At 42.1% G+C, this 12,144-nt stretch carries 12 protein-coding genes and 1 pseudogene; 8 read left to right on the plus strand and 5 right to left on the minus strand.

Annotated elements, in window-relative coordinates; all coding sequences use genetic code 11:
• The first annotated feature begins 145 nt into the window (after positions 1 to 145).
• Together mrdA and rsmD are read left to right on the plus strand one after the other, a co-directional pair.
• Positions 146 to 2,197 carry a penicillin-binding protein 2 gene (mrdA, locus tag F890_RS11780; RefSeq protein WP_004279485.1) on the plus strand — a complete coding sequence of 684 codons (2,052 nt, stop codon included), beginning with the start codon at positions 146 to 148 and terminating at the stop codon, positions 2,195 to 2,197.
• 2 nt (positions 2,198 to 2,199) lie between these two features.
• Complete coding sequence (gene rsmD / locus F890_RS11785; protein WP_004279484.1) at positions 2,200 to 2,757, plus strand: 16S rRNA (guanine(966)-N(2))-methyltransferase RsmD; 558 nt, start codon at positions 2,200 to 2,202, stop codon at positions 2,755 to 2,757.
• An 87-nt stretch (positions 2,758 to 2,844) separates the two neighbouring features.
• Here rsmD and F890_RS11790 read toward each other — a convergent pair whose 3' ends face one another.
• Positions 2,845 to 3,060 carry a hypothetical protein gene (locus F890_RS11790; protein WP_005267056.1) on the minus strand — a complete coding sequence of 72 codons (216 nt, stop codon included), beginning with the start codon at positions 3,058 to 3,060 and terminating at the stop codon, positions 2,845 to 2,847.
• A 246-nt stretch (positions 3,061 to 3,306) separates the two neighbouring features.
• Here F890_RS11790 and F890_RS11795 point away from each other — a divergent pair, with 246 nt between their 5' ends.
• From F890_RS11795 to F890_RS11805, 3 genes are all read left to right on the plus strand, one after another.
• Positions 3,307 to 4,041, plus strand: a complete 735-nt coding sequence (locus F890_RS11795; protein WP_005267057.1) for a sulfite exporter TauE/SafE family protein — start codon at positions 3,307 to 3,309, stop codon at positions 4,039 to 4,041.
• A gap of 98 nt (positions 4,042 to 4,139) precedes the next feature.
• Positions 4,140 to 4,901 (plus strand): 3-oxoacyl-ACP reductase, encoded by a 762-nt coding sequence (locus tag F890_RS11800; RefSeq protein WP_005246935.1) that lies wholly within the window; start codon positions 4,140 to 4,142, stop codon positions 4,899 to 4,901.
• Positions 4,902 to 5,035: 134 nt separating this feature from the next.
• On the plus strand, positions 5,036 to 5,362 hold the full coding sequence (locus tag F890_RS11805) for a hypothetical protein (RefSeq protein WP_026056522.1): 327 nt from the start codon (positions 5,036 to 5,038) through the stop codon (positions 5,360 to 5,362).
• A 69-nt stretch (positions 5,363 to 5,431) separates the two neighbouring features.
• Here F890_RS11805 and F890_RS11810 read toward each other — a convergent pair whose 3' ends face one another.
• The gene (locus F890_RS11810; protein ID WP_005246937.1) at positions 5,432 to 5,980 is read right to left on the minus strand and encodes a 1-acyl-sn-glycerol-3-phosphate acyltransferase; all 549 of its coding nucleotides are present in this window, start codon (positions 5,978 to 5,980) and stop codon (positions 5,432 to 5,434) included.
• A 362-nt stretch (positions 5,981 to 6,342) separates the two neighbouring features.
• Between F890_RS11810 and F890_RS11815 the strand changes: the two genes are divergently transcribed.
• Positions 6,343 to 7,263, plus strand: a complete 921-nt coding sequence (locus F890_RS11815) for a hypothetical protein (protein ID WP_005267060.1) — start codon at positions 6,343 to 6,345, stop codon at positions 7,261 to 7,263.
• A 21-nt stretch (positions 7,264 to 7,284) separates the two neighbouring features.
• Here the strand turns inward: F890_RS11815 and F890_RS11820 are convergent, their stop codons facing one another.
• Positions 7,285 to 8,148 (minus strand): IS982 family transposase, encoded by an 864-nt coding sequence (locus F890_RS11820; protein WP_005265583.1) that lies wholly within the window; start codon positions 8,146 to 8,148, stop codon positions 7,285 to 7,287.
• A gap of 96 nt (positions 8,149 to 8,244) precedes the next feature.
• Here F890_RS11820 and F890_RS19115 point away from each other — a divergent pair.
• Positions 8,245 to 8,493: pseudogene (locus tag F890_RS19115) on the plus strand (hypothetical protein); the annotation flags it as partial.
• A gap of 38 nt (positions 8,494 to 8,531) precedes the next feature.
• On the opposite strand, the gene F890_RS11825 reads toward F890_RS19115, so the two are convergent.
• Positions 8,532 to 9,686, minus strand: coding sequence for a LuxR C-terminal-related transcriptional regulator (locus F890_RS11825; protein WP_005267061.1), 1,155 nt, complete (start codon positions 9,684 to 9,686; stop codon positions 8,532 to 8,534).
• 227 nt (positions 9,687 to 9,913) lie between these two features.
• Between F890_RS11825 and F890_RS11830 the strand changes: the two genes are divergently transcribed.
• On the plus strand, positions 9,914 to 10,408 hold the full coding sequence (locus F890_RS11830) for a copper resistance protein NlpE (protein ID WP_005107501.1): 495 nt from the start codon (positions 9,914 to 9,916) through the stop codon (positions 10,406 to 10,408).
• Between the two features lie 67 nt (positions 10,409 to 10,475).
• Here F890_RS11830 and groL read toward each other — a convergent pair whose 3' ends face one another.
• Complete coding sequence (groL, locus tag F890_RS11835) at positions 10,476 to 12,110, minus strand: chaperonin GroEL (RefSeq protein WP_004279474.1); 1,635 nt, start codon at positions 12,108 to 12,110, stop codon at positions 10,476 to 10,478.
• Positions 12,111 to 12,144 lie beyond the last annotated feature (34 nt).

Raw genomic sequence — 12,144 nt, forward strand, 5'->3', positions numbered from 1 at the left:
ACTTTACAATTTTAATGTCTGCAAAGTCAAAGCTTAAAGGAACTGATTGTAAGGGCAGTTTTTCATTATCAAATCAAGTGCAGTTGCGTTAGAATACTCCACTTTGATTCTTTTCTACCACTCTCAGGTCTTAAGTCGATCGCGTATGAAGCAGCACTTTCCTTTAAAAAACGCACAACAAGAAAAGCGCATCTATCGCAGTCGAGTCTTGATTTCCATGGGGATTGTCATTTTCTTTATGCTGCTGCTGGTCAGCCGCTATGCCTATTTGCAACTGTTCAACTTTGAAAGCTTTACTACAGCTTCTGATGAGAACCGGATTCGTCTACAGCCCTTGCCTCCAGCGCGCGGTTATATTTATGACCGTAACGGCGTTCTGCTGGCCGATAATTACCCAGTATTTACTGCCACTTTAAGTCGTGCCGACGTACAGGATATCGACCAGACGCTCGAACGCCTCAAACCGATTCTGGAACTGACCGAAGAAGATCTTGAACGCTTTCAAACCCGGATTAAAACAGCGCGTAAAACCGAACGGGTTTCAATCAAGCTCAATCTGAACGAAAATGATATTGCCCGTTTTAGTGAAGTGAAATATCAGTTTCCGGGCGTGAATATTGAAACCCAGATGACTCGCTATTATCCGCATGGCGATCTGTTCGCACATGTGATTGGTTATGTCGGTCGTATTAATGACAAAGAACTGAAAGCCATTGATAAGGATCTCTATGCCGGAACCAACCTGATCGGAAAAATCGGGGTAGAAAAATCTTATGAAGAACTTTTACATGGTGTGCCGGGAAATGAATCGGTAGAAGCAGATGCCTTTGGTAATGTGCTGCGTCATTTGGGCCGTAAAGATCCGGTACGTGGTAATGATCTGTTCCTGTCACTGGATTACGGCTTGCAGGTAGTCGCTTCGGAGCAACTGGCCGGGCGTCGTGGCGCGATTGTGGCGATGAATCCCAAAACCGGGGAAATTCTGGCGCTGGTCTCCAGTCCAAGTTTTAACCCTAACCTGTTTGTGACCGGGATCAGCACCAAAGATTATTCGTTCCTGCGTGATAACCTTGATCAACCTTTATATAACCGTGCCGTGCAAGGGGTTTATCCGCCTGGCTCTACTATTAAACCAATGTTTGCACTCGGTGGTCTGCATCATGGTTTGGTGGACTGGGATACCACTATTTCTGATCCGGGTTATTTCAGCCTGCCGGGAGACAGTCACCGTTTCCGTGACCATAAAAAATCCGGGCATGGCGCAGTGAATATGCATAAGGCCCAAGTCGTCTCCTGTGATACTTATTTCTATGTCATGTCCTACCGCATGGGTATTGAAAAAATGAATACCTGGATGCGTCAGTTTGGCTTTGGGGAAAAAACCGGCGTGGACTTACCAAGTGAAAGCTCAGGACTGTATCCAAACCCGGAATGGAAAATGCGTACCCGCAAGGCCAAATGGTCACGTGGTGAAACCATTTCTGTCAGTATTGGTCAGGGTGCTTTTACTTCAACGCCATTGCAGCTGGCTATGGCCACAGCCATTACCGCCAACCATGGCAATAAAGTCATTCCCCATGTTCTGCGCGAAAGTCGCGGTGCCAAACCGTTCAAGGTGCATAATGGCACGCATGGCAAGATCGATTTTAATGGTCAGGAAGAAGACTGGATCAAAATGCGTGATGCGATGGTGGACGTAATTCAATCCGGTACAGGCCGAGGCATCAAAAGCGGCTTACAATATTCTATTGCCGGAAAAACGGGTACGGCACAGGTAAAAAGTATTGCTCAGGGCAAGCGCTATAATGAATCCTTATTGACTGACCGTCAGCTGGATCATGGCCTGTTTGTCGGTTTTGCACCTGCTGAAAATCCTGAAATCGCGATTGCAGTTATTCTGGAAAATGGTCGCGGTGGTAGTGCCGCAACGGCTCTGGCCCGTCCAATTTTTGATTACTGGTTACTGCATAAAGATAAAAATCCGGTACGCCCACAAGGCCACCAATTAAGTGGTGGTCTGATGACGGCCGGAATCAAGCCAGCTGAATTGCCAAGTGGTGCAGGCATGTTGAGTCAGGATGCAGCCTCTAGTGCCGTTCCAGCCAGTGACCAGCCCGACAATGCTGCTCCGACTTCTGCAAATACGGCTGCATCTCCCGCAGCAACACCTGCTCCGACACCGGTAGAGCGAGATTAAAGATGAAAAACCAGCTTCGAATTATTGGTGGTGACTGGAAACGCCGCCAACTGCCTTTTGCCAGCATTGAGGGTTTGCGCCCGACGCCTGACCGTGTTCGGGAAACACTGTTTAATTGGCTGATGTGGGATGTACAAAATGCCCAGGTGTTGGATATTTGTGCCGGTTCTGGGGCATTGGCGTTTGAGGCATTATCGCGTGGTGCTGCATCAGTGGTGATGATTGAGCCGGATCGTACTCAGGCACAATTTCTGACCCAAAATCTGGAACTTTTAAAAGTCACCAAAGCACGTGCACAATTAAAAGTGGCTACGGCGCAGCAAGCTTTGTCTACCCTTCAGGCACAGTTTGATCTGGTTTTTCTAGATCCGCCATATAGCCTGGATTTATGGGAAGAACTAGCGCTAAAGGCAGATCCTCTGATCAAGGACAATGCCTATATTTATGTAGAAGCAGATCGTGATTTACAATTACTTAAATTACCGTCCTCATGGCGTTTAATTAAAAATACCAAAGCCGGTACAGTTCGTGCGGGGCTTTATCAAAAAAGTATTTCTTGATTTAAATTGTTTTGAAAAGACATTAAAAAAGGATTCCTCAGTGGAATCCTTTTTGTCATTGTAGTCAGTCAAATTTAAAGACTGTGATTAACGATTACGGCGCCAGTCGCGGTTATCTCGGTCACCACGTTTCCAATCCCGATGATCTTTATGGTCCTTATTTTTCCAGTCATGATCTCTGTGGTCTCGATCATAATGTCCATTACGATCTCTGTTGCCACGATAATCATCATCCCAAGGATCAACCACACAACCGGTTAATGACACAGCCAATACAGAAAGTAATATCACTTTTTTCATCATGTCCATCACCTCTTACTGCACTCTGTCAGTATCAGGCGAGTTCATGGAGAGTGAACGGAGCCATTGTTGCACTCTTGTAGAGATTTATGCATGTTTTATGCATGGCCGTAAACCTCTTTTTTCTTAATTAGCATTCATGCTTTTATGAGAATTTGAACTTTCATTTGCATAAATCCAGCTAAATGGAAGCTTGGCTTTTGTTTAAATCTTGAGAATACTGCTGCCTTTGCTTATGACCTGATCTTTATGACTTGGCTGTTATTTATTCTTGGTGCAATGGTCGCAGGTTTTGTCCAGGGGCTGACCGGCTTTGCCTTTGCCCTGATCGCCATGTCTTTCTGGGTCTGGTTGCTGCCTCCGCAACTGGCCGCGCCCTTGCTGGTATTTGCCTCGATCTGGAGTCATGTGATTTCACTCAGTCAGGAAAAAAAGCAGCTAGTTTTATCCAGGCAGTTGGTGCTGCCTTATCTGATTGCTGGTCTGATTGGCGTGCCGCTGGGTACTTATCTATTGCAGATCATTCAAGCAGATACCTTTAAGATGATCTTGGGATTTTTTCTGGTACTGTGGTGTCCGGTGATGCTATTCAATCCGCAATTCAAAACAATTCAGCATTCAGGAAAATTGACTGATAGCTGCATCGGTTTTATTGGCGGAATTTTAGGAGGACTGGGCGGTTTTTGCGGTGCCATTCCTTCGGCCTGGGTGATGTTAAAACAATTACCCAAAACCCAGCAGCGCTATATTTTACGGCACTTTAATTTTGCAATTCAGCTTTTCACGCTGGGTACTTATGTATGGCAAGGCCTGATCAATCAAAGCCATTTACCCTATATGGCCTTGCTGATTGTTTTTGTGAGTATTCCGGCAATTTTAGGCGCAAAACTATTTTATAAAATTTCGGAATTACTGTTCAAACGCATGATCTTAAGTTTACTCTTTAGTGCAGGCTGTTTTCTATTAGCGTCCCAATTCATTTAAACACAAGATCAAGCCGAGTCTGTCTTCCCCGCTAAAGCTTGAATCCGGTGAAATAACTGCTATGTTAAGGCCAATCTTTGTAAATATAGATCATCATTATGCAGATTCGTGATCAGATTGTTCTTGTTACTGGTGGTGCACGTGGTTTGGGTTTAGCCATTACTCAGGCTTTACTGGCTGAGGGCGCGCGCGTGGTCGTCAATTATCATAGCAGTCAGCAGCAAGCTGAACAGCTGGCCCAGCAGTATCCTGAACAGGTATTTATTTATCAGGCAGATGTCACTCAAACTGATCAGGTCCGCGCTTTATTTGCCGCAGCTAAAACCCATTTCGGGGAAGCGATTCATGCTGTAATCAATAACGCACTGATTCAATTTGAATTTAATGGTGATGCACGCCCTAAAGTAGAAACGCTGACTTGGGATATGTTGCAACGGCAATTTAGCGGTGCAGTACAGGCTGCCTTAAATACTACACAAGCCGCACTGGATGATATGAAACAGGCAGGGTTTGGCCGGATCGTGAATATTGGTACAAACCTGGTGCAAAATCCGGTGGTTCCTTATCATGACTATACCACCGCCAAAGCTGCATTATTGGCCTTTACCCGCACCACGGCGCAGGACTTGGGACAATATGGCATCAATGTGAATATGCTCTCTGGTGGCCTGTTACAAACTACGGATGCCAGTAAGGCCACACCTGACATTGTCTTTGACCTGATTGCTCAATCGACGCCTTTACGCCGCGTAATTACACCAGAAGAATTTGCTGCTGCAATCCTGATGTTTTTGTCACCTTATTCACGTGCCGTCACAGGACAAAACCTGATTGTAGATGGTGGCTTGGTCAAAGGTTAAATGTTTAGAGAATGGACTTGAATTTTCAAATTCTGTTGTTCTATTTTTTAACCATTTGGTAGATTAAAAAGGTTTTGTGACCGGGTTTTACTTCTACAATAGTGCGCTCCCATAAAACCTTTAGTCTACTTTCCATGAAATTTATCACGACATTGCTCAGTACCTTGCTACAAGCAGGTTGTATGTCCAGCGATTTGAAGAAGTCCGAACAATTACTGCAAAATTTCCATTGTGCCAAGGTAGATACCGCCCAAATGCCACATAGCAGTATGACCGACTATTATCAGCAGATGTTGTATAGCAGCAAATCCAAAGTCGAATCTTATATCAAACAGTATCATCAGGGTGAAGAGTTATTTGACCTGCCATTGCATGAAGTAGTAGAACAGCAATATGATCTGTATAAAGATGCCTGCCAAAATCTGGGTGGAATTTTGCCCGCTTCTGAACATGCATCTTAAGTCTGTCAATCTTCATGATTATTAGGCAATAAAAAAGCAGGAGAATTTTCCTGCTTTTTCAATTCAGTTTTAATTCTGATAATAACGCTGATCTACACTAAAGCATTCAGGGAATTTTGGCTGAATCTCTGCATAAAATGCCATGATTTCCGCCATATCTTTTTCATAATCCCCTGTCGGATAAACGATTTTACCTACGCCAGTTTTCTTCTTGGCATAGTCCATATAGGCCAATGCAATCGGCACACCTGCATTAATCGCTACATGATAAAAACCTGTCTTCCACTGTTCCTGCTTTGCACGCGTTGCTTCTGGCGTGACCAGCATGACCAGTTTAGGATGAGTCTTGAATAAGTCTGTCATCAGCTGAACCATGCTCGGACGAGGCTCACCCGGCTGTTTAGGACGGCGATCAATCCCGATACCGCCCATAGCACGCACAAAAGGCCCAAATGGCAATTTCATGTAACTGTCTTTAATGGTTAAGCGAACATTTACGCCCAATGCTTTTAAGGCCAGTCGCGCATACAATGCATCCCAATTACTGGTATGAGGAGCAGCAATCATGACACATTGGTCTAAATCTAAGGGCCAATGGTTATCAATTTCCCAACCCATCAGGTTCAGGCTTTGTTCTGCTAACTTCTCAAACACGTCACGCACCAATTCTATTCAAAATTGCGCGAATTTTAGCAACCTAGACAAATATAGATAGTGTTCTATGAGCAATAAATAAACAATTAATCTATATTTGTATAATTAGAATTTTTAAATGAATAGTTGATTATTTTTACCGCCTTCAACTTATCTCACACATCAATTTACGGATAGTTCAGATTGCTTCCCCATATAAATAGGAATTTCTTTCCAATTTAAAGAATTCATGCATTAAAAAGCTCTTGACCTCCTCATTTTGGGATATGGCAAATATGGGGGTCTTTTTATACTGAATCCACATTATAAATTTCAGGAAGATTCTAATGAAAAAAACTTTACTTTGCCTTGCTTTAGCGGGGTTACTTAGTGCCTGCGGCGGTTCGGATGATAACTCAAGTACACCTCCTGCAAGTAATATTGGAACCCAGACAGGGGTGCTGACGGATGCTGTGATTTCTGGAGTACGCTATGTCACAAGTAGTGGTGCTACAAGTTTTACCAATGACGATGGTGAATTTAACTTCAATGAAGGAGAAACGGTTAAATTTTATATTGGTGATGTTCAACTCGGTGATGAAATTGAAGCCAAAGAACGTGTTACCCCTTTGGATTTAGCTGAGACTGAAAATGCTCGCCTTAACTTACTGGTATTTTTACAATCCTTAGATGGAGATGATAAAGATGACAAACTTCAAATTAGTACGGCCACTACAGATGCCTTAAAAAACCAGAGTATTAATTTTGACCAACCTTATAATGACTTTAAAAATGAAGCCATTGTCAAAACAGTAATTCCTGAAGGAAAGTTAGTGAATGAAGAGGACGCTAAAGCACACTTCCAAACGACCTTCTATAAAGATATTGCCGGTACGTGGGAGATTAACCGTACCGATAACACTGCTGTGTTGATTCACATTCTGGAAGATGGACGCTATGCACTAGGTGAAGCAGAAGCAAAAGATGAGAGTGGTCAAGCAGGCATTGAAATGGGCCGCTTAAAATGGAATGCAACAACAACCGTGATTGAACCGGAAATCCTGCATGACACCAATGGTGAATGGGGACTTTCACATCCTGCCGAGAATAAACCTTATTCTTTAAACTATAATGGAACTCAATTAATTCTTACTGAACCAGGCGTTAGTACTGAATACCGTTTAAATCGGGTTAAGCAGTCTAATAGTCTCGTCGGCACGTGGCGACTCAATGAAACGCACCTATTTGCTTTCTTTGATAATAACTAACCTGAGTTCGATGAAATCCACTTAGCCTTTTAGCATATTTTGGAAAGTTGGCTTATTGGGGTTCAAGCAATAAGCCACTACAGCAGCCATAATATTCACCATGAAGTTGTTGACCGAACGATGACGTGAATGTTCAAGTTGCTGCAAATTTTTTAACTGATCATTTACTGTTTCGATCAATCCTCTTTTGCAAAGCAATTGTTTTTCTTGTTCAGTATGAATAGGTTTATTTTTCATATTCCTGCGTGATGGAGTCAATATTTTTAGTCCTCTGGCTGCTAAAGCTTCAGCTTTTGCTTTGCTCAAATAGCCTTTATCTCCGAGTAAAATTCCTTTTAACTCTTTAGTTAAAGATTCAAGTACAGCAACATCATGAACATTTCCTGATGTAAGTGTGAGATTAATAATTTCACCTAAATTATTGATAATCAGGTGTAATTTAAAACCATAAAACCAACCCGTACTACTTTTTCCACGACCGGCCAAACCTTTAAATACACGATGCCTTTTAATCCGAAGATTATGGCAAACCACCAATTTAGTGGAGTCAATGATACTGATTCCCGTATCTTTTCCTTTCACTTGATGGAAGAAACTACTCAGAGCTTGCAAACAACGGGGCATGATTTCAATAAATCGGTTGTAGCTAAGCAGTTTAGGAAAAGCAGATTTCCAGAATGGAACGATCATTTGGCAATAAAAATATTTGAAGAATCTAAACCCGGATTGATGAAATAAAATGACAATGGTCATTGCTTCAGACAAGCTTAAAGCTGACTTTTTCAGCCTGGTTTTTTGATCAGAAATTAAAGCTTTCTCTAAAGACTCATTAAATTTTTTGCAGAAATCATCCAAAATACAAAATAATTCGGTAATATGATCCATTGAAAAGCCTTGTTTTATAACATTTTGTCTTGAGAACCAATATGTTACAAATACAGGGCTTTTTTTTCTACTCTTTTTTTATATCGAACTCAGGTTAACTATTATTTCTTCCTAGACACTGAAGGCGGAGATGATTGTGGTTGGCCAGGGATTGAATATGGCAAATATACATTGTCAGCAAATACTCTCACCACAACCGAGGTATTATTCGATACCAACGAGTGTGGTGGATTACAAGATAGTTCAAATGGCAGCAAGACAATTGCAAGCATCAATATATCTAACAACAATCTTATCTTACATCCGCAAGGTGAAGATCCTGTAACTTTACAACGTGTTAAATAACCCATATAAACCGGCTTGAATATGAAATTCAGGCCGGTTTAATCAATATGTTCAAATTGAATGGTACAGCCCATCAATAAATGCATCAGTTCGATTTGCGAACAACATTGGGTTTTTTCATAAATATTTTTAAAATACGTCCGTACCGAACTCAGCGTAATACCACACTGTTCTGCAATATCTTCTATTTTATAACCATTAATTAACAACTCACATAAATCAAACTCTCTTTTGGAAAGCTGGTAACACTGTTGTAGGTAAGTTCTTGACAGGGAATAATGCTGGTTTTTATCCGTCATAAATAATGCAATCTGATGCTGAGCAGACTGTAAATGTTGCATATTTCTTAATTTCTTAAAGGGCACCACCGTCAGCATGAATTGCGAGCCTGCCCCATCACTCAACGCCAAGACGCCACCCACTTCAGTTTGAATGGTCGTATCTTCTAGCAAAGCACTTTCCAGAAGCTGATCAAAACGTATCTGCTGACTATAATTGGTTTTTAGACGGTTATGTATATCCAGATCCAGACATGAACTTTGATCAAGCATCTTTTGCGCAATGGGGTTGGAATAACTTAAACACAGGTTTTGATCAAGCAGTACAATTCCGGTTTTTAAACTATCCAATACGGTATACAAGCTTAAATTATCTTGCTGAATCAAGTTGATTTGCCGGTGAATTTGCAAAGCCCGGCGTAAATGAATACTGATACGTCTTAGAAAATCCAGCTCAGGCTGTTCAAAAGGCTGTACTTCAGGTGCACGATGAATACCCAGTACCGCCCAACGATAATTCCCCCGATCCAGCAATACGCCCGCCAGATAAGATACACCGCCAGGCTTTAAACACTTCTCATAGAACACATAGTGATCCGTACCCGGCTGTTCTGCATAGTGCTGACAGTTATGACTTAAAGCATCGCCCATCTCGATCGCATTCCATAAGGGCATATGCAGTTTCATATCAATCACTCTGATACGCTCCTCTTGATAAGCGGCCAGACTTTCATTCGGGATATTGTGCGTATAGACAAAGTCATAGCCTGGATTAAGCTGATCCAGACCGGTAAAAATTGCACTCTTACTTTTAGTATAGCTCACGATATCTTTGATCACGTCCAGCCACAAAGATGGCAATACAGCAGCATCATAAATTTTTGCAATCAAATTATTTTCTTGTTCTAATTTCATTATCCCCTCCGCATTATCATTATTTTCTAATCATAGCGTTCAGAATTGGTTAACGAAACAGCATAAAGTGACTTTAAACTTGGCTAAAAATTCTTAAATCCTGCTCACTTATCAATAACTCTGGCCTGATTCACCTAATGAATCAAACTTTAACAAGATTGCCCTATTTATCTGTACTGACTACTTTTAATGTAATTCATAACAAATAATTTAATAGGGTTAAAACAATGAAAAAATTAACGCTTACTGCTGCGATAGCAGTCGTTCTTGCAGGAGCTTTAACCGCCTGTTCAAAGCCCAATGATAATGAGCCGATGAGTAATAATGCTCAATCCAGCCCAGCCATGATGGAGCAAAATAACGCGGATACTAGTGTGAACCGTGCTGATAGCGCAGAAACTTCGCTAGATTGGGCTGGTGAATACGAAGGTGTTTTTCCTTGTGCTGACTGTGAAGGGATTAAGGTCGAGTTAGATCTCAATCCGGATAAAACCTATGAGCTAAATGAGGAATATTTAGGTAAAGCTGGAAATAATGAGACGGAAACTAAAGGTAGTTTCAGTTTTGACCCTCAAGATCCTTCAATCATCACATTAGATAACAAAGCTGAAAACCGTAAATTCTTTGTTGGTGAAAATTTTGTTGAAGCACGCGAGATGAAATCAGGTAAAAAAATCGACAGTAATTTAAATTATAAATTAGTTAAAAAGTCCGCATCATAATTTTGTAAACGCATAAAAAAAATCCCCGCTATTGCGGGGATTTTTTATGAAATGCTCGGATGATGAATTACATCATGCCGCCCATACCACCCATGCCACCCATATCAGGCATTGCAGGTTTGTCTTCTGGGATTTCAGTGATCATGCATTCAGTGGTCAGCATCAAGCCAGCAACAGAAGCGGCGTGCTCAAGTGCAGAACGCGTTACTTTAGCAGGGTCAAGAATACCCATTTCCAGCATATCGCCATATTCGCCAGTTGCAGCGTTATAACCGAAGTTACCTTCGCCATTCTTCACAGCGTTGATCACTACAGAAGGCTCATCACCTGCGTTAGATACGATTTGACGAAGCGGTGCTTCAATCGCACGACGAAGAATGTTGATACCTACGTTTTGGTCATCATTCGCGCCTGTTACGCCTTCAAGTGCAGATGCAGCACGTACTAGTGCAACGCCACCACCCGCAACGACACCTTCTTCAACTGCAGCGCGAGTCGCATGAAGCGCGTCATCTACACGGTCTTTTTTCTCTTTCATTGCAACTTCAGTTGCAGCACCGATTTTGATGACAGCAACACCGCCAGCAAGTTTCGCTACACGCTCTTGAAGTTTTTCTTTGTCATATTCTGAAGTAGATTCTTCGATCTGTGCACGGATTTGCTGTACACGGTCAGCGATTTGGCCAGCATTACCAGCACCATCTACAATTACAGTATTTTCTTTAGATACAGTTACTTTATGTGCTGTACCCAAGTGATCAAGCGTCGTTTGATCCAGCTGCATGCCGATTTCTTCAGAAATCACAGTACCGCCAGTCAAGATCGCGATGTCTTGAAGCATAGCTTTACGACGATCACCAAAACCAGGTGCTTTCACCGCACATACTTTGATAATACCGCGCATGTTGTTGACAACAAGCGTCGCAAGCGCTTCGCCTTCAACATCTTCAGAAATGATTAAAAGCGGTTTACCAGTTTTAGCAACAGCTTCAAGTACTGTAATCAATTCACGAATATTGCTGATTTTTTTATCAACAAGAAGAATGAATGGATTTTCAAGTTCAGCTGTTAAAGTATCTTGCTTGTTCGCGAAGTACGGAGAAATATAACCGCGGTCGAACTGCATGCCTTCAACTACGTCAAGCGAATCTTCGAAGCCTGAACCTTCTTCAACCGTGATCACGCCTTCTTTGCCCACTTTTTCCATTGCTTGCGCAATCAGCTGACCTACAGTCGTATCAGAGTTAGCAGAGATCGAACCTACTTGTTCAATCGCTTTAGAGTCTGATGCTGGTTTTGCAGTTGCCTTGATGTTTTCAACTACAGAACGTACCGCAATATCGATACCGCGTTTCAAGTCCATTGGGTTCATACCCGCTGTTACTGACTTGATGCCTTCATTCAAAATTGCTTGTGCCAATACAGTTGCAGTCGTTGTACCATCACCTGCGATGTCATTGGTTTTTGAAGAAACTTCACGAACCAGTTGAGCACCCATGTTCTCGAACTTGTCTTTCAGCGTAATTTCTTTGGCAACAGTGACACCATCTTTAGTGATGTGCGGTGCACCAAAAGAACGGTCGATAACAACGTTACGGCCCTTAGGACCCAAAGTAACCTTTACTGCATCTGCAAGGGTGTTTACACCAGCAATCATTTTTGAACGAGCTGAATCACCAAATTTTACGTCTTTAGCTGACATATTTGACTCCGAATATTGTTGTATCTTTACAAAA

Source organism: Acinetobacter sp. CIP 64.7, assembly GCF_000369745.1.
Classification (GTDB): Bacteria; Pseudomonadota; Gammaproteobacteria; order Pseudomonadales; family Moraxellaceae; genus Acinetobacter; species Acinetobacter fasciculus.

Excerpts from the sequence above, each read along its gene's own strand:
- mrdA (WP_004279485.1), top strand. The coding sequence starts at position 146 with ATGAAGCAGCACTTTCCTTTAAAAAACGCACAACAAGAAAAGCGCATC.
- rsmD (WP_004279484.1), top strand. The coding sequence starts at position 2,200 with ATGAAAAACCAGCTTCGAATTATTGGTGGTGACTGGAAACGCCGCCAA.
- F890_RS11790 (WP_005267056.1), bottom strand. The coding sequence starts at position 3,060 with ATGATGAAAAAAGTGATATTACTTTCTGTATTGGCTGTGTCATTAACC.
- F890_RS11795 (WP_005267057.1), top strand. The coding sequence starts at position 3,307 with ATGACTTGGCTGTTATTTATTCTTGGTGCAATGGTCGCAGGTTTTGTC.
- F890_RS11800 (WP_005246935.1), top strand. The coding sequence starts at position 4,140 with ATGCAGATTCGTGATCAGATTGTTCTTGTTACTGGTGGTGCACGTGGT.
- F890_RS11805 (WP_026056522.1), top strand. The coding sequence starts at position 5,036 with ATGAAATTTATCACGACATTGCTCAGTACCTTGCTACAAGCAGGTTGT.
- F890_RS11810 (WP_005246937.1), bottom strand. The coding sequence starts at position 5,980 with ATGGGTTGGGAAATTGATAACCATTGGCCCTTAGATTTAGACCAATGT.
- F890_RS11815 (WP_005267060.1), top strand. The coding sequence starts at position 6,343 with ATGAAAAAAACTTTACTTTGCCTTGCTTTAGCGGGGTTACTTAGTGCC.
- F890_RS11820 (WP_005265583.1), bottom strand. The coding sequence starts at position 8,148 with ATGGATCATATTACCGAATTATTTTGTATTTTGGATGATTTCTGCAAA.
- F890_RS11825 (WP_005267061.1), bottom strand. The coding sequence starts at position 9,686 with ATGAAATTAGAACAAGAAAATAATTTGATTGCAAAAATTTATGATGCT.
- F890_RS11830 (WP_005107501.1), top strand. The coding sequence starts at position 9,914 with ATGAAAAAATTAACGCTTACTGCTGCGATAGCAGTCGTTCTTGCAGGA.
- groL (WP_004279474.1), bottom strand. The coding sequence starts at position 12,110 with ATGTCAGCTAAAGACGTAAAATTTGGTGATTCAGCTCGTTCAAAAATG.